The 23937-nt window shown below is 61.2% G+C and carries 23 protein-coding genes; 5 read left to right on the plus strand and 18 right to left on the minus strand.

What is annotated here, in order from left to right; translation table 11 throughout:
• The first annotated feature begins 190 nt into the window (after positions 1–190).
• On the plus strand, positions 191–1273 hold the full coding sequence (gene flhB / locus B9A97_RS12310; protein ID WP_084365638.1) for a flagellar biosynthesis protein FlhB: 1083 nt from the start codon (positions 191–193) through the stop codon (positions 1271–1273).
• A 5-nt stretch (positions 1274–1278) separates the two neighbouring features.
• Entirely contained in the window at positions 1279–1716 is a 438-nt protein-coding gene (locus B9A97_RS12315; RefSeq protein WP_084365639.1) for a hypothetical protein, read from the plus strand.
• A gap of 293 nt (positions 1717–2009) precedes the next feature.
• Here the strand turns inward: B9A97_RS12315 and B9A97_RS12325 are convergent, their stop codons facing one another.
• The 14 genes from B9A97_RS12325 to B9A97_RS12390 form a co-directional block, all read right to left on the minus strand.
• Positions 2010–2759, minus strand: a complete 750-nt coding sequence (locus tag B9A97_RS12325) for a transcriptional regulator VisR (protein ID WP_084365640.1) — start codon at positions 2757–2759, stop codon at positions 2010–2012.
• A 9-nt stretch (positions 2760–2768) separates the two neighbouring features.
• On the minus strand, positions 2769–3458 hold the full coding sequence (locus tag B9A97_RS12330; protein WP_244564210.1) for a transcriptional regulator VisN: 690 nt from the start codon (positions 3456–3458) through the stop codon (positions 2769–2771).
• 393 nt (positions 3459–3851) lie between these two features.
• Complete coding sequence (gene fliF / locus B9A97_RS12335; protein ID WP_084365642.1) at positions 3852–5540, minus strand: flagellar basal-body MS-ring/collar protein FliF; 1689 nt, start codon at positions 5538–5540, stop codon at positions 3852–3854.
• Positions 5541–5709: 169 nt separating this feature from the next.
• Positions 5710–6099 carry a chemotaxis protein CheT gene (locus tag B9A97_RS12340; RefSeq protein WP_084365643.1) on the minus strand — a complete coding sequence of 130 codons (390 nt, stop codon included), beginning with the start codon at positions 6097–6099 and terminating at the stop codon, positions 5710–5712.
• Between the two features lie 14 nt (positions 6100–6113).
• The gene (cheD, locus tag B9A97_RS12345) at positions 6114–6671 is read right to left on the minus strand and encodes a chemoreceptor glutamine deamidase CheD (protein ID WP_084365644.1); all 558 of its coding nucleotides are present in this window, start codon (positions 6669–6671) and stop codon (positions 6114–6116) included.
• Positions 6668–7057, minus strand: coding sequence for a response regulator (locus B9A97_RS12350; RefSeq protein ID WP_084365645.1), 390 nt, complete (start codon positions 7055–7057; stop codon positions 6668–6670). The genes cheD and B9A97_RS12350 overlap by 4 nt, the downstream gene beginning before the upstream one ends.
• Positions 7057–8103 carry a protein-glutamate O-methylesterase CheB gene (gene cheB / locus B9A97_RS12355; RefSeq protein WP_084365646.1) on the minus strand — a complete coding sequence of 349 codons (1047 nt, stop codon included), beginning with the start codon at positions 8101–8103 and terminating at the stop codon, positions 7057–7059. The genes B9A97_RS12350 and cheB overlap by 1 nt, the downstream gene beginning before the upstream one ends.
• Positions 8100–9002, minus strand: a complete 903-nt coding sequence (gene cheR / locus B9A97_RS12360) for a protein-glutamate O-methyltransferase (RefSeq protein ID WP_244564197.1) — start codon at positions 9000–9002, stop codon at positions 8100–8102. The genes cheB and cheR overlap by 4 nt, the downstream gene beginning before the upstream one ends.
• Positions 9003–9004: 2 nt before the next feature.
• On the minus strand, positions 9005–9472 hold the full coding sequence (locus B9A97_RS12365; protein ID WP_084365648.1) for a chemotaxis protein CheW: 468 nt from the start codon (positions 9470–9472) through the stop codon (positions 9005–9007).
• A gap of 18 nt (positions 9473–9490) precedes the next feature.
• The gene (locus B9A97_RS12370) at positions 9491–11782 is read right to left on the minus strand and encodes a chemotaxis protein CheA (protein ID WP_084365649.1); all 2292 of its coding nucleotides are present in this window, start codon (positions 11780–11782) and stop codon (positions 9491–9493) included.
• A gap of 16 nt (positions 11783–11798) precedes the next feature.
• The gene (cheY1, locus tag B9A97_RS12375; protein ID WP_028738986.1) at positions 11799–12164 is read right to left on the minus strand and encodes a chemotaxis response regulator CheY1; all 366 of its coding nucleotides are present in this window, start codon (positions 12162–12164) and stop codon (positions 11799–11801) included.
• The gene (locus B9A97_RS12380) at positions 12161–12460 is read right to left on the minus strand and encodes an STAS domain-containing protein (RefSeq protein WP_084365650.1); all 300 of its coding nucleotides are present in this window, start codon (positions 12458–12460) and stop codon (positions 12161–12163) included. The genes cheY1 and B9A97_RS12380 overlap by 4 nt, the downstream gene beginning before the upstream one ends.
• Before the next feature lie 124 nt (positions 12461–12584).
• Complete coding sequence (locus B9A97_RS12385) at positions 12585–14234, minus strand: methyl-accepting chemotaxis protein (protein WP_084365651.1); 1650 nt, start codon at positions 14232–14234, stop codon at positions 12585–12587.
• 389 nt (positions 14235–14623) lie between these two features.
• Entirely contained in the window at positions 14624–15865 is a 1242-nt protein-coding gene (locus B9A97_RS12390) for an ROK family transcriptional regulator (protein WP_084365652.1), read from the minus strand.
• A gap of 185 nt (positions 15866–16050) precedes the next feature.
• Here B9A97_RS12390 and xylF point away from each other — a divergent pair, with 185 nt between their 5' ends.
• The 3 genes from xylF (at position 16051) to B9A97_RS12405 (ending at position 19407) form a co-directional block, all read left to right on the plus strand.
• Complete coding sequence (xylF, locus tag B9A97_RS12395) at positions 16051–17088, plus strand: D-xylose ABC transporter substrate-binding protein (protein ID WP_084365653.1); 1038 nt, start codon at positions 16051–16053, stop codon at positions 17086–17088.
• Between the two features lie 215 nt (positions 17089–17303).
• Positions 17304–18614, plus strand: coding sequence for a sugar ABC transporter permease (locus tag B9A97_RS12400; RefSeq protein WP_084365654.1), 1311 nt, complete (start codon positions 17304–17306; stop codon positions 18612–18614).
• Positions 18615–18624: 10 nt separating this feature from the next.
• Positions 18625–19407 carry an ATP-binding cassette domain-containing protein gene (locus B9A97_RS12405; protein ID WP_084365655.1) on the plus strand — a complete coding sequence of 261 codons (783 nt, stop codon included), beginning with the start codon at positions 18625–18627 and terminating at the stop codon, positions 19405–19407.
• 298 nt (positions 19408–19705) lie between these two features.
• On the opposite strand, the gene B9A97_RS12410 is transcribed toward B9A97_RS12405, so the two are convergent.
• The 4 genes from B9A97_RS12410 to B9A97_RS12425 all read right to left on the minus strand — a co-directional run bounded on the left by B9A97_RS12410 (position 19706) and on the right by B9A97_RS12425 (position 23796).
• Complete coding sequence (locus B9A97_RS12410; protein ID WP_084365656.1) at positions 19706–20551, minus strand: ABC transporter permease; 846 nt, start codon at positions 20549–20551, stop codon at positions 19706–19708.
• Entirely contained in the window at positions 20548–21369 is an 822-nt protein-coding gene (locus B9A97_RS12415) for an ABC transporter permease (RefSeq protein ID WP_084365777.1), read from the minus strand. Before B9A97_RS12415 ends, B9A97_RS12410 begins: the two co-directional genes overlap by 4 nt.
• A 112-nt stretch (positions 21370–21481) precedes the next feature.
• Complete coding sequence (locus B9A97_RS12420; protein WP_084365657.1) at positions 21482–22615, minus strand: ABC transporter substrate-binding protein; 1134 nt, start codon at positions 22613–22615, stop codon at positions 21482–21484.
• Positions 22612–23796, minus strand: a complete 1185-nt coding sequence (locus B9A97_RS12425; protein WP_084365658.1) for an ABC transporter ATP-binding protein — start codon at positions 23794–23796, stop codon at positions 22612–22614. The genes B9A97_RS12420 and B9A97_RS12425 overlap by 4 nt, the downstream gene beginning before the upstream one ends.
• Positions 23797–23937: the final 141 nt, after the last annotated feature.

A 23937-nucleotide genomic window follows, 5' to 3' on the forward strand; every position in this document is an offset into this window, starting at 1 on the left:
CTCCGGCCCGCAGAGTCGGCAATTGAATACCGGCCCTGGTCGGACTAGCCTTTACCAGTCGCGATTGCGTCACATTGCTGGCGCGCGCGGCTGGTATTTGCGTTTTTCGCGTGATTCGCAGGCATTTCGACAGGTCATTCAGGCATCGGATCGCGGTCCGCGGGCTCTGTGAACCAAAGGGGTAAGGCGCTTGTCCGACGATCAAGACAAGGACAGCAAAACAGAAGACCCGACAGAGAAAAAACTGCGCGATGCGGCGGAGAAAGGCAACGTCCCCTCATCGCGCGAGCTGCCGATCTTCGCCTCCTCGCTCGCCTTCTACATCTATGTGGTCTTCTTCCTGCCCGACGGTATTTCGCGAATCGGCAATTCGCTGCGCGACCTGATGGAAAAACCTGACCAGTGGAAGCTGAACAACGCCACGGACGTGGTGTCGATCTTCGTGCATCTCGGCTGGGAAGCGGCAGCCCTGCTTGTGCCGGCTCTCCTGATGTTCATGATCTTCGGCCTGGTCTCGTCGATCGGGCAGAACATGCCGCAATTCGTGCTGGAACGTATCCGCCCGCAAGCGTCGCGCGTCTCCCTCTTTGCCGGATGGTCGCGGATCTACAGCACGCAGGGCCTGGTGGAATTCGGCAAGTCGGTCTTCAAGATCATCATCGTGTCGGTCATCATGGTGTTTGCGCTGCGGGGCGAGTTTTTTGCCTCCCTCGACGCAATGTTCTCCGATCCGCAAGTGATCTTCGTGAAGTTCATGATCATCGCCAAGAAGATGATGGTGGTGATTCTCCTGTCCACGGCACTGCTGGCGGCCGTCGACTTCTTCTGGACGCGCTATCACTGGTATGAACAGCTGCGCATGACCAAGCAGGAAGTGAAGGACGAGCATAAGCAGTCCCAAGGCGACCCGGTCGTCAAGGCCCGCCAGCGCTCGATCGCCCGTGACAGAGCGCGTCGGCGCATGATCAACAACGTGCCGCGGGCGACGCTGGTGATCACCAATCCCACCCATTATGCGGTTGCGCTGCGCTATGTGCGCGAGGAAAACGATGCGCCTGTCGTCGTGGCCAAGGGCCAGGACCTTATTGCGCTGAAGATTCGCGAGATTGCGACCGCCAACGATATCCCGATTTTCGAAGATCCGCCGCTGGCCCGCTCCATGTTTGCGCAAGTCTCGGTGGATAGTGTCATCCCGTCAGCATTTTATAAGGCCGTGGCGGAACTTGTACACCGAGTTTACGCCGCCAAGGCACAGAGGAGACGGGTGCGCTAGGCGTCATGAAGAAATGTCAATATACCGACCAGCGTGAGCGGATCGTTGCACAGGCGATCAGTCCCGTCGCAACAGAATTGAGGCTGCTCGACGCAGCGGATCTGATTGCTTTGCTGCGATTCGAGTTCTACGGCAGCATTGCCGATCTCGTTTCGTCAGCGGCGGAACTGTATTTTCATCCAGGCACCATCAATTTTGGCGCCGGCGGCAACTATCGACTGGAATGGGGCGAAGCTCCGGAGGTCACGCTCGACCTCGAACTTAAACCAAAAGACATTACAATCTATGCCCAGCTTACGCTGTCCAAGGACGTGGCAGGCATAGAGATCAACCACATTGCGTTTGCCAATCCATCCAGCGACCCGAACGAAAACACGGCTCTGCTGGAGCGCAATCTGCAGGAAGCGCGCTTCCTGCCCTCCTCCCGCGAAATGTCCTGCTGAGGATTAGAGCCTTCAGGGTTAAATAGAAGCGTTCTGCTGGCTCAAACGGAGTCGGATTGTCGACCGACCGGTGCGCGTCGTAGCTAGGCTCTACGGCCAAGCCGGTCGGTCGACCAGGCGGCCCGTTTCAGCCAGCCCGAAGGGCCGGGCATCTTTCCGCCAGGATCAGAGGCGATCGGCTCGGACGTACCCAGGGTATGCCCGTCGCCAATCGCCTCTGCCCTGACGAAAATCTGCTCCGGCAGAACGCTTCTAGTTAACCCTGAAAGGCTCTAGCCTGTCCTGACGATCAATCAATTGATGTAGCCAAGGCGGATCGCCTTGGCGATAGCCTGGATTCGGTTTACCGAATCCAGCTTGATCGTCGCAGAGCCCAGATAGGCATTGACTGTGTGCACCGACAGGCCGAGCTTTTCAGCGATCTCTTCGCTGATGCGGCCATCGCCGGCAAGTTGCAGGCATGCGACCTCGCGATCGCTGAGGGATTCGGAGGGCATCATGCGCCGCTCCTCCATGGTCAGCAGATCCATCATGATCTTGCAGCAGCGGGCATGCAGGTCGAGCACCGCCTCGCCAGGCAGGTCCATGCTGGCGGTCGTGGCGAAGAGCACGTAGCCATTGCCGATCGCGCCGAGGCGGATCGGAAAGGCGATGCCGGAAAAGGGCAGCGCATGCTGCTTCAATTCCACCACGAAGGGCGCGAAATCCGAAGCATCGACGAAACTCCCACCCTGGGCTGCACTCCAGACCAGCGGCAGGAGCGAGCTTTCGAGATGGGTGAGCAGCGTGTCGGTGAAGCTGGATGTGAGGAAATCTCCGAGCGACAGGCCGCCGCTGCCCCAGTTTTCGAAGTCGCAGGACAGCTTTCGCTTTGAGGGAATGCCGGAGCCGCTGACCCTCAGGACGGCGAAGTTTCGGGCATTGATGCCCTTTTGCATGGCGATGAGCTTGGGAAAGATCTCGGTGCGCCCGGCCGTCATCCGGTAGTTCGATACCGCGGGTTCCCCGGCGCCGCTTTCATTGGGGTCCCTGATATTCGGCATTGTATCCCCTCAGACCAGGTTGTTGCGCACCGCATATGCGATGGCTTCCGAGCGCGTCTTGGTCGCGGTCTTGCGCATCACACTGGTGATGTAGTTGTTGATGGTGTTGCGGGAGATACCAAGGATCGTCGCAATTTCGTCGCTGGTCTTGCCTTCCGCGATCCAGAACAGACATTCCAGCTCGCGCTCGGTCAACTCGCAGTCGCGGTCGGTCCTTTGCCCCTTCTGGGTGGACAGGCTGACGCAATAGGCGGCAAGCAGGCCGATCTCGCGCAACCGCTCTGGCGACAGGATCATGTCTTCGGGAAAGAGGAATTGCAGCGCCAGCCTGGTGCGGCCGACGCTCATGGTCATCGAACAATATTGCCGGCTCACGCCATCGGGCACATAGGCATCATCCGGCAGCAGGGCGAATTTCGGCTGTAGCACGGAGAGGCATTTTTCCAGCTCGCTGGAGCGGGAATAGCGGCTGGCAAGCTCGGGCTCCAGTCGCCGCACGAGATCGAAAGGCCAGTCGGAGGAAACGACGAAATCGAGACCGCTTTCCTGGACGAGATCGAACCTGGAGAGCAGAAAATGCGAGGCGCCGACATAGGAAGTCAGTAGGCGCAGGCCCGCGGACACATCCCCGGAGCCACTGGCCATCGCAAGCCTGGCTATGAGTTGCTCCTTGGACAAGGCTCCGGCCGAGGCCGACATCGCCAGAACATCATAGCCACGCTTGGGCCGATCTCGATGCGGAAATTCCGCCTCCATGGAGTTCCCCCTTCTCAGGGATGAAACGGTATTCACACACGGCTCGCGACCCGTTCGCATGCCGCGTTCCGACACGTGCCGCCAACACGCATCAGTTTTCGAATCATCGTATTGTATGCAATACGCGCGGAAACACCATCGCCCGCAATTTCTAACGTATAAATTGGTATAGAGGCCGCAACTGGCCAGCAGCGCAGATATTTTAAGCCTTTAACATCGCGTTTCCGGCTTGCGTTGCCAGACTTTATCCCGGGATATTTTTCGCAGCCGCAGCGAAGCAACGCAAAAATGCCGCGTGCAGGACACGCGGCATCGGGAAGATCATGATCGGGTCGTTCAGGCTGCGCGCTCGACGGCCCATTTGCGGAGGATCTTGGCAGCGCGTTCCTCGCTGATTTCGACCATCCGGGACAGGCGGCGCTCGGGGCCTTCCTTGACGCGGCGGTTGAAGCCGCCATTAGGATCGTCCTCGCCACCCAGCATGTCGTCGGTGCTGTCGAAGCCGAAGTCGGAGCCGAAGCCATCCATCAGCGAGCTGCCGGCGCCAGCGCCGACCGCCGGAGAGAAGTCCGGCAGTTCGAGACCGCCGACCTCATCGCTATCGCCACCGGCGATGGCTGCGTTACCGCTGACCGAGCGGATCATCGGACGGATACCCATCCATACGATCAGGAAGGCGACGGCGACGAAGGCGAGCGAGTTGATGATGCCGCCGATATTGCGGCTCAGGATTTCCATCAGGCCGGGGCCGCTGGATGCCTCTTCCAGAAGCTGGCTTTCGAGGAAGTTCATGGCGGTGACGGTGACCACGTCGCCACGCTCGGTGTTCAGGCCGGCAGCCGATGCGACGATCTTCTGCATTTCTGCGAGATAGGCATCGACCTTGGCCTGGTCAGCCGGCTCGCCGACCATCTGCTCGATGCGGCCGCGGTTGACGACAACAGCGATGGACATTTTCTCGATGCGGTAGCCGTTGCGGACCGTCGCGATGGTCTTGCTGTTGATTTCATAGTTGGTCTGCTCTTCCTTCTTGTCCGCTTCGTCGGACGATTCGGGAGAGGTGCCGGTTCCCTGAGGATCGGCCTGCGGAATGTTCTGCTCAACCGTCGCAGCCGAATCAGGGGTCCGGGACTGAGACTTCTGGGCTTCCTTGGTGGTGCGGACAGAGCGCTCCACCTTGGATTCGGGGTCGTAGATGGTTTCCTGGATCTGCTGGCTATCGGTATCAAGCTGCGCCGTGACGCTGGACCGGAAGTTGTCCATGCCGAGGAAGGGGGCGAGCGCCTTGTCGATGCTGGATTCGACCTCTTCCTGGAAACCCTGGACGACGGTCAGCGAGCGGTTCAAGGCGCCGTTGCCGCCTTCTTCGCCGGCTGCAAGCAGCTGGCCGGTGGAATCAAGGATTGTGACGTCTTCGACTTCAAGACCGGGTACGGCCGAAGCGACGAGGTGGCGGATGGAGGCGGCGGCCTTCTGGCCGGCCGAGCTGCCGGCGCGGATCATGACGGAAGCGGTCGGCTTCTGTTCGCCGCGACGGAAATTGCCGACATCAGGCATAACGATGTGAACGCGGGCGGCAGCGATGCCGGAGATCTGCTGGATGCTGCGGCCAATTTCACCTTCCAGGGCGCGGACGCGGGTGACTTCCTGCATGAAGGAGGTCAGGCCGAGCGAGCCGACATTGTCGAAAAGCTCGTAGCCGGCATTGGAGCTGTTGGGCAGGCCACGCTCTGCCAGGAGCAGACGGGCCTTGCTCGTCATCCCGGCCGGAACGCGGATGGAGTTGCCATCCGTTCCCACTTCGAAATCGATGTTGGATTCGGCCAGCGCGATGGAAACCTGGTTCAGGTCCGTCGTTTCAAGCCCCACATAGAGCGTCTCATAGGCGGGCTTGTTCACGAAGACCGCCGCGGCGAGGATGATGGCCACTGAGACGATGCCTACTCCGGCCAGCGCAAGGAGCTTTGTCTGACCAAGGGAGGAAAGGTTCCGTAGTACCTGAGTTAATTGATTTAACAGATTCATTCTGTCTCGCACCATCACTCGAAAGGGTTTGAGGCTTTTGCCCTTGGCGAGACACTAGGCTGCGAAACTTGTGCGAGCGTTTCGTTTGATAAACGTAGAAGACCGCGGAAGCACTTTTTGTGCGCCGCGGTCCTGAATGCGAGAATGATGATTTCCGGCTGTTTTCGGGCTAAAAGAAGTCGAAATCGCCCGAAGCCTTGCCGATCGGCTGGGAATGGCCGTGCCGGAGACCCTGGCCCAAGGCCTTCTGCATGTCGGCAAGCTTCACAAGGCTCAGCGCAGTGGTCACGTCGACAAGCCATCCATTGGGGATTGTACCGGTGATGGTGTCGATGAACTCCGCAAGGCCGCGCGTCTTCTGAACAGCAAGGTCCAGGCCCTGCATTATCTTGATGCTGTCAGGGGATTCAAGAACCTTCGGGCCGCCAAGCTCCAGCAGTTGTGGCTCTATCCTTTCGATGAGATAGGCGACGTCGTGCAGTTCCGTAACGATGCGCATCAGGATTTCCGGCAACTCTTCTTCGGTTGCCGCAGCCTCTGCCTTCAACTCTGTGTGCATGACGCCTCTCGCGTTTAAAAGAACTCGATTGAACTCTCGACCGGACGCGAAACGGGTGCAGGCTTCTGCTGCTCCAGCGCGACGGTCTTCTGGGTTTCGGCCCCGGTCAAGGGGTACTGGCGGGCACGACCGCTAACGGGCCAATATTCAAGTTTGCGCCCGTGATCGCCGCCGGTGGACGACCCGACCACCGTAATACCTTCGTCCCTCAAAAACTGCATGGCGAATGCGGCATTCTGTTCGCCGACATTCGAAAAGGTGGCAATGGTCTTGGCGCCACCGAAGATCTTTGCTTCAAGCCGGTCGCGGCGGGCGCCCTGCTTGAGCAATCCGTTGATGAGAAGTTCCATCAGATGGACGCCGTAACGGGTGGCGTCTCCCCCTCCCGAACCGGGGGAGGCCGACCCTGGCAAGAGGAAATGATTCATGCCGCCGACGCCGGCGACAGGGTCGCGCATGCAAGCGGCCACGCAGGAACCCAAGATGGTCGACAGCACCACGTTAGGATCGCTGATCACCTTGTATTCGCCCTGTATGATATGTACCCGCTTGGACGCGCTATCGACAATCATTTCAACGCTCCAAAGACTGCTTCGATAGCAGCTTTCATCTTTTCAATGGTGAAGGGCTTGGCCAGGACGTTATTGGCGCCGAGTGCAGCAGCTTTCTGCACGAGTGCCTTGTCGCCCTGGGCGGTGAGGATGATGAATGCGGCCTTCTTGGTATTGGGGTTCTTGCGAACCGCTTCCAAGAGGCCCAGGCCATCCATCTTCGGCATGTTGAAGTCGGAAATAACAAGGTGATGTGGCTGTTCGGCCATGATCTTCATGCCCTGCTCGCCGTCGCCGGCAGCAGTGATCTGCTTGAAGCCAAGTTGTGTCAGTGCTTCGCTGAGCAGCAAGCGACTGGTTACCTGATCATCCACGATCAGAACTTTGATTTTTTCAGCTATTGACATTAGTCTATACCTTCTTTTCGGGCGGCGGTAAGTTTAAGTATTTCTTCGCCGATTGAACCAAGCGGCAATTGGTGTTCGACAGCACCCAGTTCATGGGCAACGCGCGGCATACCATATACCACACAGGTCTTTTCATTTTGCCCAACAGTGCGTGCGCCGGCATGACGCATCTTGAGCAAACCGGCGGCACCATCGCGACCCATACCGGTCAGGATGACGCCAACGGCATTTCGTCCGGCCAGTTCAGCGACCGAATCGAAAAGGACATCCACGGAAGGCCTATGCCCGTTGACCGGCGGTCTTTCGACCAACCGGCACGATGGCGCCCCCGGGTTGACAACCTGCAGGTGGCGATCGCCACCTGGTGCCAGATAAATCTTGCCGACCTCGAGCCGCGCACCATCGGTTGCCTCCTCGACAACAGGGGCGCAGAGCCGGTTGAGCCTGTCGGCGAAGCTCTTGGTGAAGGTCGGCGGCATGTGCTGCGTAATCACCGTGGGCGGGCAATTGCGCGGAAACTTCTGAAGCACCGTGATCAGGGCCTCGACACCGCCGGTCGAGGAACCGATGGCCACGATCTTGCGACCCACCCGGAAATCAGCCGTTGCTGCCGGCTGAACCGGCGGCGGTGCGGCCGGCCGGACAAACCGGTGTTGGGAACGGGCTGCCGCCTTCACCTTGTCCGCCAGGTCGCCGAACGGCCGGGGCTCGCCCGGCGCCGGCTTGCCGACGCAATCAAACGCACCGATCTCCAGGGCGGCAAGCGTTGCATCCGCTCCGTGATGGGTCATGGTCGAGACCATGATGACCGGCATGGGACGAAGACGCATGATCTTCTCAAGAAACTCGAGGCCGTTCATGTTCGGCATCTCGATGTCGAGGGTCACGACATCGGGATTGAGCTGCTTGATCGCCTCGCGCGCCTGCATGGCATCGCCGGCCTGGCCGACAACGCTGACATCCGGATCCGAATTGAGGATCGCGGTGATGAGGCCCCGCATGGTCGGGGAGTCATCGACGACAAGGACGCGTGCGGGAACGCTCATGCCTTCCTCCCGCCGGTCTTGCCGGTATAGCAATAGGTGGTGATGCCGGTATTGTCGAAGACGTTCTTGGCATCGCCAGACACGCGTTCCGAGTGTCCGATATAGAGATATCCGCCCGGGGCCATCAGACCGGCAAAACGGGTCCATATCTTCATCTGGGTCGGTTCGTCGAAATAGATGACGACGTTGCGGCAGAAGATGACGTCGAACGGTCCCTTGAGCGGCCACTGCGCCATCAGGTTCAGTTCGTTATAGGTGATCAGCCGCTTGACCTTGTCGTCAACCTGGTACTTCGTGCGGCCGTTTTGATCGACCTGCTGGAACCACTGCTTGCGCATGGCCGGGCTGACCGTTTCCAGGGCCTGCTCGTCGTAGCAACCAGCGCGCGCCAGGGCCAGGATCTTGGGGTCGATATCGGTCGCCAGGATCTTGAAATCGTAGTCCGCCGCATTCGGAAGCACCGAGAGAACGGTGAGCGCGATGGAATACGGTTCCTGTCCGTCAGAGGATGCCGCCGACCAGATGCGGACCCTGCCCCCGGCCTTTGCCCTGCTGACGAGGCCTGGAAGGACCTCGTTCTTCAGGTGCTCGAAGTGATGGTTCTCGCGAAAGAAGCGGGTGAAGTTTGTCGTCAGGTGCGACAGCATCTCACGACGCTCGGGCGCGCCTTCCGCAGAGGACACAAGATTGCAATAGTCGCGAAACCCCCGCAATCCAAGATTGCGGATGTGCTTGGACAGGCGCGAATAGACCAACGAGGCCTTGGAGTCGTTCAAGGCGATTCCGGCATCGGAGTAGATCATCGCCGCGATCTCGTTGAGGTCCCGGCGGGTCAACGGATATTCTCCGTTGGCCAGGATCTCGTCGTCATTGAGACGCGTTGACGATGTGGTTGCCATGATCATGCGGCTTCGCTTTCAGGTTCGGAGAACAACGCACTCAGTTCCACGAGGCAGATCATCCGCTTGTCGATGGCGAGGATGCCGCGTGCATATTGCTTCTCCAGGTCGGAGGAGATCTCCGGCGTGGGCTGTATAATATCATCCGTCACGGTGAGGATGTCCGACACGGCTTCGACCAGAAGGCCGATCACCTTGTTCTTCACCTGCGCCACGATGATGACGTGACGCGGTGTCGGCTCTGCCGGCTTCATGCCGAGGCGGATCGACAGATCCACGATCGGCAGAACCGCACCGCGCAAGTTTATGACGCCCAGAACGTAAGACGGCGCATGAGGCATGGGAGTAGCCGGCGTCCAGCCGCGGATTTCGCGGACTGACATGATGTTAACGCTGAACTCCTGATCGCCGATACGGAAGGCGATCAGTTCCCTACTTCCTTGGCTGAGGTTCTTAACGGCGTATGACATCGACCCTTTACCCTATACTTATCCTGCGACCGCCAACGACATTTCCTGCTTGAGGGACTGACCACGCGATGCCGACACCACGGCATCGACGTCGAGAATGAGTGCCACGCGGCCATCGCCCAGGATGGTTGCAGCGGCGATACCCGGAACGTGGGTGTAGTTTGCCTCAAGGCTCTTGATGACCACCTGACGCTGACCCTGGATGGCATCCACCATCAGCGCGCGCTGGCCGCCACCTTCGGATTCCACCAGAAGTGCCACGCCCTCGATCGGATTGGCCTGGGTGGCGCGGAAGTTCAGGATGCGACCGACATCGACCAGCGGGCAGAAGCTGTTGCGGATCGAAATCAGGCGCTGGTTGGCACCGAAGGAATGGATGTTGGCGGCTTCCGGCTGCAGCGTCTCGACGATCGCCGTCAGCGGCACGACCAGCGTCTGGCCGGCAACCGTGACCACCATGCCGTCCAGTACGGCCAGCGTCAGCGGAAGGCTCATCGTGAAGGTCGAGCCCTGACCAGGTCTCGACGTGATCGAAATGCGACCGCCAAGAGCCTGGATCGAGCGCTTGACGACGTCCATGCCGACGCCGCGACCCGAGATGTCCGAAATCTTGTCGGCGGTGGAGAAGCCCGGCGCAAAGATCAGGTTGTCGATTTCTTCGTCCGACAGGTTGGCGTCGGCCGTGATCAGGTCGTTGTCGATTGCCTTCTGGCGCACACGCTCGCGGTTGATACCAGCACCGTCGTCGACCAGTTCGATGACGATACGGCCGGAGCGATGCTTCGCGGTCAGCTTAACCGTGCCTTCCGGATTCTTGCCGGCGGCAGCGCGCTTTTCCGGGCTTTCGATGCCATGGTCCACGGCATTGCGGATCATGTGCGTCAGCGGCTCGGCCAGCTTGTCAATGACGGTCTTGTCGACTTCAGTGTTTTCACCTTCCGTAACGAGACGGATGGACTTGCCCACCATGTCGGCCACTTCGCGGACGATACGCGACATGCGCTGGAAGACCGGCTTGACTGGCTGCGCGCGGATCGCCATGACCGAGTCCTGGATCTCGCGGGTCAGCTGCTGCAGCTCTTCCAGGCCCATGTTGATGGACGAGGTGCCGTTGTTGTCGTTCTCGATCACGCTCTGGGAGAGCATGGCCTGGTTGATGACCAGCTCGCCGACCAGGTTGATCAGGCGGTCGACGCGGTCGAGATCGACGCGGATGGTCTGGCCGGCAGCACCGGCGCTGTTCTGTGCATTCTGGGCAGCGGCTGCGGCAGCCGCCGCAGCGGCAGGCGATTCCTTCTTCTCGCGGGATGCGGTCTCGGCCATCTTCACGACATTGGTCGCGGTGGCGGCAGCCGTGACGGCAGCAGAAACAGTGGTCTCGGCGGCTTCGGCGCCATCGGAATCCGACTGGTCGCCGGCATCATCGTCGAGGGCGGAGAGATCGAAGGGTACCGGGATCATCGGCAGGTCGTCGGTTCCGGCCTGGGCAGCCGACTCGATGGCCTTGATCTCGAGATCACAGTCCCATTCAGCGAATTCGAAGACGCTGCGGATGCCCTCCTCGCCCTTTTCGGTGCGGATCGAGATCTTCCAGCCGAAATAGGAGCCTTCCGGATCCATCGCGTCGAGCGGCGGCAGGTCGTCCATGTTGCAGAGCACGCTCATCTCGCCGATGCGCGAGAGGTCGCGCAGCAGGAGGGCGGCTTCATTGCCCTTGGAATAGAGCTCGGCACGCGGCTTGAAGGAGACTTCGAACAGCGGCTTTTCAGCCTGCTCTTCGGTTTCCGGGAACCCGTCGAAAGAGAAGGGAACCGGCTGGAACCCGCTATCGTCGGTCGGGGCAGCGGCGACGGGTGCAGGTGCAGGAGCCGCCTTCTTCGGCGCGGCCTTGGGAGCCGGGGCCGGGGCAGCCGATGCCTGGGGTATCTCGCCGTTTGCCAGCGCTTCCAGTTCCTTGACCAGGCCGCTGGAGCGGGATTCATCGACGCCGCCGCCATCGCGGGACGCACTCACGAGGTCGGCCAGGACGTCGGCCGACTTCAGCATCACCTTCATGACTTCCGGACCGGGCTCCAGCTTGTTGGAGCGAACGCAATCAAGAGTAGTTTCAAAGACGTGCGCGAAGGCAACCAGCTCTTCCAGGCCGAAAGCACCGGCACCGCCCTTGATGGAGTGAACCGCTCGGAACACGGCGTTGACCGTCTCCGGATCGCGATCTCCGTCATTCATTTTCAGAAGACCGGATTCCAGTTCAGCGAGCTGCTCCTCGCATTCCTGGAAGAAGATCTCTTTGATTTCGTTCATATCCATCGGAGAAAATCCCGGTTCAGGCGGTTACACGCTCAATGGCATCGATCAGTTTGGTCGGGTCGAACGGCTTGACGATCCAGCCCGTGGCACCGGCCTGACGCGCGCGGTTCTTCTTTTCCGCATCGCTTTCCGTGGTGAGAACGAGGATCGGGATAGCCCGGTACTTCTCGTTGCGGCGAACGCCTTCAATGAAGCCGAAGCCATCGAGACGCGGCATGTTGATGTCGGTCACGATCACGTCGGGATTGCATTCTTCCAGAACCTCGAGGCCTTCGACGCCATCCTCGGCCTGGATGGTCTCGAAACCCGCATTGTTCAGGGTAACGAGCAGCATGTTCCGGATGGTCCTGGAATCATCTACCGTCAGAACTTTCTTCTTCATTGCCGAATCTCCTTAGCGAGCAGATGCTCGATGTTGATGCCTATAAGTTGTGCAGTCTTCAGGAATGCCTCGGACGCCTTGGCAAAGGTGAAAGAGTGCTTGTCCTCTTCCCATGCCTTGGCACCGGCCATCAGCACCTGCATGCATTGCGCGCCGACCCGCTCGACACTCGACGCGTCGATCGCGATTGCGCTTCCGCGCATCGATACCAACTTGCCGCGCAGTTCGGAGGCTTCGTTCAGATCGAGTATCGCTGCCAATTTCAAATCGTTGCCTGCGGCTTTCGTGCTTGCCATCAACTCATTCCTCGTCCTTCAAATCGGGGCCACAGCGCCGGTTGCGACCACTTTGCATGGTGTTTAGCGGCCACCCGACAACACCAGTCCACTCCTGTGTAGTAGAAGTTGGTAAACAATCCCCTCAACCTCCCAGCGCTTGGAGCGGCGGAATGTAGGAAAAATCGCCATTCATCGAATTTTCCATAAATTCTTGATGGTTTTCTTCCGAGCGCCGTGCATTCAGGTCCAGCCTGACCTGATGATGATGGATCGCATTGGCCGCCCTTGCCTGCGGAAGCGTGCGCGCCTCCATCTCCCGACGGTGGATCGTGAACTCGCGCACCGTCTGGCCAAGTTCGAGAATGACGGTGTGGAGTTCATCGCTGCGACAGCTCATCTCGCGCGCCTTGCCGACGCTTGCTTCCGTTTCGCGGCCAAGCGCATTGACGGATGCGCCGACCTCGCCGATCGCCTTCAAATGCTCGCCCGTCTGGCGCGCGACCGCCGACACCGTTTCGTTGATCGTCGCCACCTGGCCGGCGATCGTCTCGATCGCATGCTGGGTGCGGCCGACCACCTGAACCCCGGCATCGACCTGCGCCTTCGTGGTGGCGACAAGGGCCTTGATCTCACGGGCCGCCTCGGCGGAACGCTGCGCAAGCGCGCGAACTTCCTGGGCCACGACCGCAAAGCCGCGACCGGCGTCACCCGCCCTCGCCGCCTCGATGCCGGCATTCAGCGCCAGAAGATTGGTCTGGAAGGCAATTTCGTCGATGGCACCGATGATTTCGCCGATCTGTTCGGCGGAGGCCTCGATATCGGCCATGGCGTTTATCGCCTGGCCGGCCACCTGCCCGCTCTCATCAACTGAAAGCCTGGTCGCGACCGTCACCTTCTCAGCGGCGCCGGACATGCCGGCACTTTCGCCGACTCCCAGGCGGATCGCCTCCAGTGCTGAAACAGCTTCCGCCAGGCGTTGCGACCTGTTTTCGCCCGCTTCCGCCTGTAGGCGCAGGGCGGCGTTCGTATCGATGGAGGCTTCATCGGCCCGCTTCATGTCGCGGTCAACAGCGGCGAAGGTAGCCTGCAATCCTTCAAGCGCCTGATTGAAGCTGTCGGCGAGTTCGCGATATTCCTCCGGCACATCGGCGTCGATGCGCACCGTCAGGTCGCGGGCGGCAAGCGCACGGATGGCATCGCCGAAAACCGCGTCGACATCGCTGCGTTCGCGCTTGCGCAATTCGGAGAGGTCGCGGTGATGCTTCATGCGCAGTTCGTTGAAGCGAAGCGATACGGCGATTTCGACATCGACCATCACGAGGCGCACGAGTGCGGCCACGAGGTCTGCCAGTTCCTGGTTGCGCTTGCGTGCTCCGGAAAAGAAACCGCGTCCGGACAGGTCCTTGATGACGGCCGAAAGCAGGTGTTCCAGCATGACCCCGTGACCGGCGATCTGCCAGCGCGGGTCGAGGCCCATCTTGGCCTGGCTATCGGCCAGCACCTTGACGCGTTCGGCATAGAGCGTGTCGAACCGGGCGTCCGTCAGCACATCCCAATGGGAGGCCAGGAGGTCGTGCAGCCGTTCAATCTGATGTTCGCTGGTGAAATTGCGCGCCGCGTCCGGAAAGGTCTGCAGGCGATGGAAGACATCCCGCAGGCCTGACTTGATCGAAGTCTGGAGGTCGGCGCGGTGGCGGCGCAGAAGATCGGTGCTATCGGCTTCCAAACCGGCAAAGCGAAGCCGGTCACGTAGGCTGCCCGCCTGCGCTCCTGCCCCTCTATCTGCCGGCATGTCTCGCCCCAAAACAGATCCCCGCACGAAAGGCCGGATCGAATATCAAACCGGCTCAGCTGTGCAGCGCCAGGTTCGGTTGGGCAGATGGGGGCATTCGCGCGCTATCGATGCATGCATCTCAGGCAAAACCGCATCACCAAACGTTCCTGGAACTGCGTCCATGACTTCATACCGGATCGGAACCGGTACGACGGTGCGGCTTCATGCCCGACAGGGACCCTGTGATTCACAGTCCCATTCCGACGTATCCTTCAATCATTATGGTTAATTCCTTGACTGAAGGTTAATTCTTACTACAGGGATTCTCGCCAAGGGCAAAACTGTTTTTTAAACATACCCTTGCCGCACCGCGTGCAAGTGGTGCGCGACACTCGCGCCTTGACCGCTCAGGTTGCGGACATCACGATATCCTCATCGACCAGCGCCATGGCCCGTTCCAGATGGCCCTGGAACACCAGTTGCGGCTCGTCGGGAACGACGGACAGGATCGGCATGCCCTCCATGCGGACCACCTGGGACTGCGACAGCCCCTCCTCCATGCCTGCCCGCATAAGGTCGAAATAGCGCGCGCCCGGTCCGGTGATGGCAACAGGCATGTGGCTGTTGAGGCTGAAGACACGGGACAGGCCGAAACCCAGCGCCTGGCCGGCGACACGGAAGGCATAGTTGGCCATGCGGTTGCCGCTTCGGGCACTGGCCGCCAGCTTGTCGACTTCGGGGATCGGCACGAATTTCGCCGGGATGGTATCCAGCGGAACCTCAAACGCGGTCCTGAGGATGCCGTAAAGACCGGCATAAGCCTCGACGCAGCCACGGGCGCCGCAGCGACAGAGCGCACCATTCGGCACATGCAGCATATGGCCGAAATTGGGGGCCCGGACCTCGATCTCGCCCGCTGGCCTGGCCGTGGCGATGCCAAGGCCGATGCTGTGTCCGAGCGAGAGGGCGGTGACGCCGGTGAACCCGGCAGCGGAGGCCTGCTGTTGCTGGCCAAGGGCGCTGGCAACGAGCAGCGTTTCATTGCTGAGCGAAAGCCGGGCACCCCAAAGCGGCTTCAACCCCGCCTCGAAATCCACCTGTTCTGTCCCCAGGACTGGCGACCATCGAAGGACGGGCGCATCGGCTGCGACCAAGCCCTTGCTGCTGATCGATATGGCGCGCACCCGGTCGCGTGCGATGCGCGAGCGGTCCAGGACCCGTTCAAGACCCGCGCCGATCGCCGCGAGGAAGTCGCCGGCCCGGCCCTGCATGCGCGGTTCGACGAAGCGGTCGATCAGCTTTCCCGCATAGTCCACCAGGGAATACTGGATGGCATCGGACGAAATGATGACAATGATCAGGTAGGCTGAGCCGCGGCGTTGCGCGAAGAGGACGCGCGGGCGCCCGCGACCGGAGCCTGCCTGCTGCTCGCTCTTTTCGATGACCTCGGCGCGTTCGAGATCCGAGGTGATGGCCGACACCGTTGCAGACGCAAGCCCAGTATGATCGCTGAGCTCCGTATGGGAGAGGCGACCATGACGACGCAAGGCCTTCAGCACGGCCACGCGATTGCGCAGCCCGAGCAGCTCGGTCCCGGTTCTCGCCGGTTTCGCAACCTCCGCCGAAGACGCGTTATGGTGACCTGACATGCTACTCCCTGGGGCCTTCGGAAACACTGTTCCTTCGGCTGCTGCACCGTGTTGACAGTGCATCATTTATCTGACATTTAATTTCTCGACTGTCGAGAAAATTTAATTTCAAGCTTCTCGACAGACTTTGCCGCGGCCGTTCAAACCTTGAGGAGGTTGGCCGCATGTCACTTGGGAGGACAATTATGAATCGTGTCTTGAAGCTGATGGCCGGCGTGGCCGTCGTTGTTACCATGCATACCGCTGCCATGGCTGCTGACCTCGTTGTCGGCGTGTCCTGGTCCAACTTCCAGGAAGAGCGTTGGAAGACCGACGAAGCCGCCATCAAGAAGGCTCTCGACGCTGTCGGCGCCAAGTACCTCTCCGCCGACGCCCAGTCTTCTCCCGCCAAGCAGCTGACCGACATCGAATCGCTGATCTCGCAGGGCGCCAATGCCCTGATCGTTCTGGCCCAGGACAGCGACGCCATCGGCCCGGCCATCGAAAAGGCCGCTGCTGAAGGCATTCCGGTCGTCGGCTATGACCGCCTGATCGAAAACCCGGCCGCCTTCTACATCACCTTCGACAACAAGGAAGTTGGTCGCCTGCAGGCTGCTGAAGTGTTCAAGGCAAAGCCTGAAGGCAACTACGTCTTCATCAAGGGCTCTTCTTCGGACCCGAATGCTGACTTCCTGTTCTCGGGCCAGATGGAAGTGGTCAAGGCCGCCATTGATGCCGGCAAGATCAAGAATGTCGGCGAAGCCTATACCGATGGCTGGAAGCCGGAAGTTGCCCAGAAGAACATGGAGCAGTTCCTGACCGCCAACAACAACAAGGTCGATGCAGTCGTCGCCTCCAACGACGGCACTGCAGGTGGCGCGATTGCCGCTCTCGAAGCCCAGGGCCTCGCCGGTTCCGTTCCGGTTTCCGGCCAGGATGCCGACAAGGCAGCGCTGAACCGCATCGCTTTGGGCACCCAGACCGTTTCCGTCTGGAAGGACAGCCGCGAACTCGGCAAGCGTGCTGCTGAAATCGCACTCGACCTGGCTGGTGGCAAGAAGCTCACCGAAGTCGCAGGCGTGACCACCTTCAAGGGTGGCCCGAAGGGCGTCGAAATGCAGTCGGTGTTCCTGGCACCTGTTGCCATCACCAAGGACAACCTGAACGTTGTCATCGACGCCGGCTGGATCACCAAGGCAGAAGCCTGCCAGGGTGCAAAGGCAGACGTTGCGGCCTGCAAGTAACGGCAATCCGTTCCACGGATGACTGAAGCGAAAGCGACGCCGCAACGCAACCCGTTGCGGCGTCGTCTTGGGCGGGTCAGTATCCGCCACCGCCATGGCGGATACGAGCGAGCGCGCGCGCCCCAAGCTTTCACGCGACGCTTTTGGTGGTCAGGTGACCGGGCGTCAGCAGTCGCCGCCGCAGAATTGCTTACCAGTGGGGAGAACGGCAGGGCATGGCCGACACAATACAACAAGCACACACGACGCGCGCCAGTGGCGCCGAACACCCGGTCACGCGCTTCTTTCGCGCCACCGAGATCGATACGCGGCTGCTCGGCATGGTCGGCGCGCTGCTGTTCATCTGGGTCGGATTCGAGATCCTGACCGGCGGGCTTTTCCTGACGCCGCGCAACCTGTGGAACCTCACGGTTCAGACCTCCTCGATTGCCGTCATGGCAACCGGCATGGTGCTGATCATCGTGACCCGCAATATCGACCTGTCGGTCGGTTCGGTGCTCGGCTTCTGCGGCATCGTCATGGGCGTGCTGCAGGCGAAGATCCTGCCGCAATATCTCGGCCTCGACAGCAGCTGGATCTGGCCGATCACGCTGGCCTGCGGGATTGCAGTTGGCGCGGCCATCGGCGCGCTGCACGGCTCCATCATCGCCTTCCTGAAAGTGCCCTCCTTCATCGTCACGCTTGGCGGCCTGCTGGTCTGGCGCGGTGCCACCTGGTTCGTGACATCGGGGCAGACGGTTGCGCCGATGAACCCGACCTTCCGACTGATGGGTGGCGGGACCGAGGGCTCGATCGGCGCGACGGCAAGCTGGATCGTCGGGCTAGTCGCTTGCGTCGCCATTGTCGGCGCGATCATCAATGCCCGCAAGCAGCGCAAGCGCTTCGGCTTTCCGCGTCGGCCGATGTGGGCGGAGTATTTCCTCTCCATCCTCTCCTGCGCGCTGGTGCTCGGCGCCGTCTGGGTTGCCAATATCTATTACTGGCCTGTTAACATCGCCCGCCGCTATGCCGAGGCGGAAGGCATTGCCTGGCCCGAAGGTGGCCTGATGATCCCGCATGGCATCGCCGTGCCGGTCCTGATCGCCGTGGGCGTCGGCATCGTCATGACCTTCATCTCGACCCGCCTGCGCTTCGGCCGCTACGTCTTCGCTCTCGGCGGCAACCCGGAAGCGGCGGAACTCGCCGGCATCAAGACCCGCTGGGTCACCGTGCGCATCTTCGCGTTGATGGGTATCCTCTGCGCCATCGCCGCCGCCATCTCCACCGCTCGCCTCAATGCCGCGACCAATGCGCAGGGCGAGCTTGACGAACTCTATACCATTGCCGCGGCCGTGATCGGCGGCACCTCGCTTGCCGGGGGTGTCGGAACGGTTGCCGGCGCCATGTTGGGCGCGCTGGTCATGCAGTCGCTCCAATCCGGCATGGTTCTTCTCGGAATCGACAGTCCATTGCAGCGCATCGTCGTCGGCATCGTCCTGGTGCTCGCCGTATGGGCCGACACCGTCTATCGCGCTCGTGCCAAGTAAGGGGTAAACCATGTCAGAACAACGCACTCCCCTTGTGGAAATGAAGAATGTCTCGATTTCCTTCGGCGGCATCCATGCCGTGGAAGGGGCGTCCGTCGACCTCTATCCCGGCGAAGTGGTGGCCCTGCTCGGCCATAACGGTGCCGGCAAGTCGACGCTGATCAAGATCCTGTCCGGCGCCTACAAGCGGGACGGCGGCGAGATCGTCATCAACGGCAAGCCGGCCGATATCAACAATCCGCGCGACGCCAAGAAATACGGGATCGAGACCATCTACCAGTCGCTCGCCGTGGCCGACAATGTCGACGCGGCGGCCAATCTCTATCTCGGACGCGAGTTGCAGACCCCCTGGGGCACGCTGGACGACGTGGCGATGGAAGCCAAGACCCGCGAAGTGATGGGCCGGCTGAACCCGAACTTCCAGCGCTTCAAGGAGCCGGTGAAGGCGCTGTCAGGCGGCCAACGCCAGTCCGTGGCGATTGCCCGCGCCATCCTGTTCGATGCCCGCATCCTGATCATGGACGAACCGACGGCAGCGCTCGGCCCCCAGGAAACCGCCCAGGTGGGCGAACTAATCCTGCAACTGAAGCGCGACGGCATCGGCATCTTCCTGATCAGCCACGACATCCACGACGTGTTCGACCTCGCCGACCGGGTGTTCGTGATGAAGAACGGCAAGGTGGTGGGCCATGCCCGCACCGCAGATGTCACCAAAGACGAAGTGCTCGGCATGATCATCATGGGCAAGGTGCCTCCCGGCGCCACCGCAGGCCCGGGCGCGATTGCGGGGTGAGGTCGGGCACTGGTTGCACCCTTCGCAATACGTTCGGCATAGCCGGTTTTCGTTGATTGGGGCGCAGGGCGCCTAAACGATCGTCATCCCGGCGAAGGCCGGGATCCAGTGCAATCACGTCCGTGATTGCAAGAGACTCCTTCACGGCGCGGACGCGCCGTGGCTGGATTCCGGCCTTCGCCGGAATGACGGAGAGTGTGAAGCGGACAACTGCGCACAGAATTTTGTCCGCACCTCAACTGACGAGCCGAAGGTCGGTTCGTTGCATGCCTGCGGCAGAATGGGGCCAGTCGGGGGATTACTGCCCGACCTTGGCCAGCACGTCGGCCTTCAGGAAGCGCTCCACAATCAGCATGAAGCCGATGGAGGGGATGAGCAGCAGCAGCGCCGTGATCGAGGCGACCTGGTAGTTGCCGCCTGACGATGCGTTGTAGAGCAGCAGCGGCAGCATGTTCACATCAGGCGCGCCGACGAAATAGCTGCCGGTGAACTCGTCAAGGGATTCCAGGAAGACGAAGATGCCGCTGGCCGTCAGGCCCGGCAGTGCCAGCGGCAGGGTAACATCGCAGAACGTCCTGAACGGTCCGGCGCCCATGGACCGGGCGGCCTGTTCAAGCTCCTCATCGATTGCCGAGAAGGCTGCCGTGGCGATCCAGACGGCATAGACCAGGCCGTGGGTGGCATGCACCAGCACCACGCCGACGATCGTGCCGTTGAGGCCGAATTCGTAGAACAGTCGGGCGACGTTGACATAGACCGGAAGGTTGGGAAAAGCCTGAGGAATGAGGAAGGCGAGCAGGATGAGGCTGCGCATCGGCATCTTCAGCCGCGCGAGCGCATAGCCGGCGGGGACAGCGAGCGACAGCGACAGCAAGACGGTGAGCAGCGCGACGATGATGGAATTGCTGAGAGATTCGATGGCGTTGCCGCGCGGAGAGAAGACCTTGGCCCAGAAGCTAAGGCCATAGTCCAGTGGCAGGGCATGGGGGAAATACCAGCGCTCGGCAAAGGCCCAGAGCACGAGATTGGCGAGTGGCCCGAAGATGATGAAGGCGAGCAGGCCGAGCGCGAGACCGCGCGGCAGCCACCAGAGATCGATGGCGAAGCCTGGGCGACGCTTATAGGTCAGAGCAAGATCGGTCATGCGCGCTCCTTCAGGCTCAGGCGCAGATAGAACCAGGCGACAACGGAGCTGATCACCAGCGAAATCAAGCCGAGGGCATTGGCGACGCCATAATCGCCATAGGCATTGATGCGGAAAGCGATATCGGCGGTCAGCATGGTCGGCGTCTGGGCGTTGATCATCAGTGGCACCGAGAGCACCGACATCATGGTGACGAAGGACAGGATGAGGCCGACCAGCACGGTCGTCGCCACCTGCGGCAGGATGATTTCCACCAGGATGCGCGGCCTAGAGGCGCCGAGATTGCGGGCGGCCTCGATGGTGCCGCGATCGAGCGAGGCCATGGCGCCTGCCACCAGCAGCGCGACAAAGGGCGTCTGCTTCCAGACAAAGGCAATGACGATGCCGCGCCAATCGAGAAAGCTCATGGCATTCTCCGGCGACAGCACACCTGACGCCATGAAGATATTGTTCATCAGGCCGTTCTTGGCGAGGAAGGTGCGCAGGATCTGGCCCGTGACGATGAAGGGAATGAACATTGGCCAGCGATAGAGCCAGCGCAGGATGGCGACCGCGCGCGGATTTTCGCCAAGCGTCAGGTAGCCGCCGATCAAGATGGAGAAGAGACCGATCAGCAGCGTCGACAGGCTGATGATCAGCACCGTGAACACCATGTCGGCGCGGTAAAGCTCCACCGACTTCACGAAATTGCCGAGGCCATAGCCGTCAGCCACTTCGAAGGCGCCAATGACGGAGGCGGCAAGCGGCACCATGAACAGGAGCACGATGACGGCGAGCGCCGGCAGCACGAGGAGGAGGCCAAGGATGGGTTTCGACATGGTGACCGTGGGCTGCCCGAGACGATCAGGCGGATTTGACTTCAACACAGTGGAGATGCCCCTCCCCGCCTAGAGGCGGGAAAGGGCGCCGTTCGCGTCCGGGAGAAGACGCTTATTGGGTGGCTTCGCGCTCGTAGGCTTCCAGGATGGCGCTGTTGTAGGGCGCGATCGGGAAGGGCTTGCCGTATTTGGCGAGATCTTCCGGCGTGATGTCCTTGAAGAGCTTGTTCCAGCTGGCGTCGTCCAGCTCAGCCTTCACATGCTGGGCGTCGATGCCCGGATACCAGTTGAAGCGCTTGACGATGCCTTCGGCCTGGACCTTCGGGCTGGTGGCGAGCGCCACGAACTTCTCGGCCAGGTCCTTGTTGGCGGCCTTTTCCGGGATGACATAGTGCATCGGCTGGCCGGGCATGCCGGGGGCCGGCAGCACGAGCTTCAGCTCCGGCGGCAGACGGCCATCGGCCTGCCAGGAATAGAACATGTCGACCCAAACAGGGCCGATGGCGATTTCGCCGCGTCCCAGCATGTCGAGCGTGCCGGCATTGCCGGGGGTCATGGTTGCATTCTTGGTGAAGTCCTTGAGGCTGGCAAAGGCCGGCGTCCAGGTCTTGGTCACGGCTTCATCGAAGGGACCGTGCATCAGCTTGTCGGCATCGCCGCCAAAGGCATAGACCCAGCCCATGACGAAGCTGACGCCCGACATGCCGCCCTTGATGCCGTTATAGCCGAACTTGCCGGGGTTCTGCTTGGCCCAGGCAGCCAGTTCCTCATAGCTCTTCGGCGGATTGGGCAATAGCGCCGGATTGTAGGCGAGCGCGGTCTGGCTGGCGAACATCGGCATGACATAGCCATCGACATTGGCGCCGAGCGCGAGCTTGGCCTTGTCGCTGGTCACCAGCTTGCCGGTTTCGATATCAGCGCGATACTTGGCGAGATAGCCCTTTTCGACCATCGGGCCGGCGAACTTTTCATGCACGACGGCAACGTCGGCATCCCAGGTCTGGGAACCGGCATTGGCCTGCGCGTCGAAGCGCTCGACGATTTTCTGCGAGCCGGCATCGCCGGGACCCGTGCCGACGGCGCGCACGGTGTTGCCCGGATTTTCCTTCTCGAAGATCGGCGCGAGGTATTCGTTGACGTAATCGACCATGTTCTGGTCGCCGGCGGTGATGACGGTGAGTTCAGCGGCGGCGGCGGAATTTGTCACCAGGCCGAGAACGAGCGCGGCATAAGCGAGGTGCTTCATGGGTTTGTCTCCAGGTTAAGGGATTGGGCATGAGATTTTTCGCCGACGCCAACCGCTGCGGCGGGCGTGCGGGAAACGGGGATGGCGGATGCCACGGAGGCATCGACGCCGAAAACGAAGAGATGGGCGGCGGGAATAACGACACTGACGGCATCGCCCACGGCGAAGGCGCGCGGCGCATCCACCAGCACCTCGCCCCCCTCGACCGCCACGACATGGCGCCACACGCCGCCGGGATAGCTGACGCCAAGGACGCGTCCATGAAGGGCAAGGCCATCAGACGCGACAATCTCGCCGCCATCACGCTGTTGCAGTTGGGCCGCCTCGGCACGGAAGCGCGCCTCTACGCGACCGGCGCCGAGGCCCGGCTGCGAGGGCGTCAACAGGCAGGTGCGATTGGTATCGGAGGCGGCGATGCGGAACCGCTCGCCCTCAGGCGCCCCGTTGAGCCGCACGACGTTTTCCGCGCCCATGAAGGCCGCGACGAAGGCCGATGCCGGCCGGTTATAGACCTCTTCCGGACTGCCCTGCTGGGCAATGCGGCCGGCATTCAGGATGACGATGCGGTCGGCCATGACCATGGCCTCCTCACGGTCATGGGTGACGTGGATCGCCGTGATGCCAAGCCGGCGCTGCAGGGCACGGATTTCGTGGCGTACCGTCAAACGAATGCGGGCATCGAGATTGGAAAGCGGCTCATCGAGCAGCAGGATTTCCGGATCGATGGCGAGCGCCCGGCCGAGCGCGACGCGCTGGCGCTGGCCACCCGATAGCGCCGCCGGCTTGCGGGCCGAGAGGCCGGAAAGGCCCAGCAGACCCTCCATTTCGCTCACACGCCGGGCAATCTCCTGCCGCGGATAGCGCCGGAGCTTCAGGCCATAGCCGATGTTCTGCGAGACGGTCATGTGCGGCCAAAGCGCATAGGACTGAAACACCAGCGCCATGCCGCGCTTTTCCGGCGGCAGGTGCGTCACCTCACGGTCGGACACGGCAATCGAGCCGATGCTTGGACGGACGAAGCCTGCGATGGAACGCAGAAGCGTGGTCTTGCCGCAACCCGAGGAACCGAGGAGCGCCACGAATTCGCCTTTGTCGATGTTCAAGTCGATATCCCGCAGCACTTCGGTGCGCCCGTAACCGACGCCCAGTTTCCGCAGGGTGAGGAAGCTCTGTTCTGCCATTCGCTATCCGTTTGCACAGCTGTGCATTGATCTTTCCCGATCAATAGCGCCTGTTTTTAACGGCCGGATGACACCGGCATGCCCAGCGAGAAAAAGCGCATGGGATAAACAGAAGATGGCTGTTGCACCCGCGGTCTGGTG

Source organism: Rhizobium sp. RU36D, from assembly GCF_900176345.1.
Taxonomy (GTDB): Bacteria; Pseudomonadota; Alphaproteobacteria; order Rhizobiales; family Rhizobiaceae; genus Allorhizobium.

Excerpts from the sequence above, each read along its gene's own strand:
- B9A97_RS12315 (WP_084365639.1), top strand. The coding sequence starts at position 1,279 with ATGAAGAAATGTCAATATACCGACCAGCGTGAGCGGATCGTTGCACAG.
- B9A97_RS12325 (WP_084365640.1), bottom strand. The coding sequence starts at position 2,759 with ATGCCGAATATCAGGGACCCCAATGAAAGCGGCGCCGGGGAACCCGCG.
- B9A97_RS12330 (WP_244564210.1), bottom strand. The coding sequence starts at position 3,458 with ATGTCGGCCTCGGCCGGAGCCTTGTCCAAGGAGCAACTCATAGCCAGG.
- fliF (WP_084365642.1), bottom strand. The coding sequence starts at position 5,540 with ATGAATCTGTTAAATCAATTAACTCAGGTACTACGGAACCTTTCCTCC.
- B9A97_RS12340 (WP_084365643.1), bottom strand. The coding sequence starts at position 6,099 with ATGCACACAGAGTTGAAGGCAGAGGCTGCGGCAACCGAAGAAGAGTTG.
- cheD (WP_084365644.1), bottom strand. The coding sequence starts at position 6,671 with ATGATTGTCGATAGCGCGTCCAAGCGGGTACATATCATACAGGGCGAA.
- B9A97_RS12350 (WP_084365645.1), bottom strand. The coding sequence starts at position 7,057 with ATGTCAATAGCTGAAAAAATCAAAGTTCTGATCGTGGATGATCAGGTA.
- cheB (WP_084365646.1), bottom strand. The coding sequence starts at position 8,103 with ATGAGCGTTCCCGCACGCGTCCTTGTCGTCGATGACTCCCCGACCATG.
- cheR (WP_244564197.1), bottom strand. The coding sequence starts at position 9,002 with ATGGCAACCACATCGTCAACGCGTCTCAATGACGACGAGATCCTGGCC.
- B9A97_RS12365 (WP_084365648.1), bottom strand. The coding sequence starts at position 9,472 with ATGTCATACGCCGTTAAGAACCTCAGCCAAGGAAGTAGGGAACTGATC.
- B9A97_RS12370 (WP_084365649.1), bottom strand. The coding sequence starts at position 11,782 with ATGGATATGAACGAAATCAAAGAGATCTTCTTCCAGGAATGCGAGGAG.
- cheY1 (WP_028738986.1), bottom strand. The coding sequence starts at position 12,164 with ATGAAGAAGAAAGTTCTGACGGTAGATGATTCCAGGACCATCCGGAAC.
- B9A97_RS12380 (WP_084365650.1), bottom strand. The coding sequence starts at position 12,460 with ATGGCAAGCACGAAAGCCGCAGGCAACGATTTGAAATTGGCAGCGATA.
- B9A97_RS12385 (WP_084365651.1), bottom strand. The coding sequence starts at position 14,234 with ATGCCGGCAGATAGAGGGGCAGGAGCGCAGGCGGGCAGCCTACGTGAC.
- B9A97_RS12390 (WP_084365652.1), bottom strand. The coding sequence starts at position 15,865 with ATGTCAGGTCACCATAACGCGTCTTCGGCGGAGGTTGCGAAACCGGCG.
- xylF (WP_084365653.1), top strand. The coding sequence starts at position 16,051 with ATGAATCGTGTCTTGAAGCTGATGGCCGGCGTGGCCGTCGTTGTTACC.
- B9A97_RS12400 (WP_084365654.1), top strand. The coding sequence starts at position 17,304 with ATGGCCGACACAATACAACAAGCACACACGACGCGCGCCAGTGGCGCC.
- B9A97_RS12405 (WP_084365655.1), top strand. The coding sequence starts at position 18,625 with ATGTCAGAACAACGCACTCCCCTTGTGGAAATGAAGAATGTCTCGATT.
- B9A97_RS12410 (WP_084365656.1), bottom strand. The coding sequence starts at position 20,551 with ATGACCGATCTTGCTCTGACCTATAAGCGTCGCCCAGGCTTCGCCATC.
- B9A97_RS12415 (WP_084365777.1), bottom strand. The coding sequence starts at position 21,369 with ATGTCGAAACCCATCCTTGGCCTCCTCCTCGTGCTGCCGGCGCTCGCC.
- B9A97_RS12420 (WP_084365657.1), bottom strand. The coding sequence starts at position 22,615 with ATGAAGCACCTCGCTTATGCCGCGCTCGTTCTCGGCCTGGTGACAAAT.
- B9A97_RS12425 (WP_084365658.1), bottom strand. The coding sequence starts at position 23,796 with ATGGCAGAACAGAGCTTCCTCACCCTGCGGAAACTGGGCGTCGGTTAC.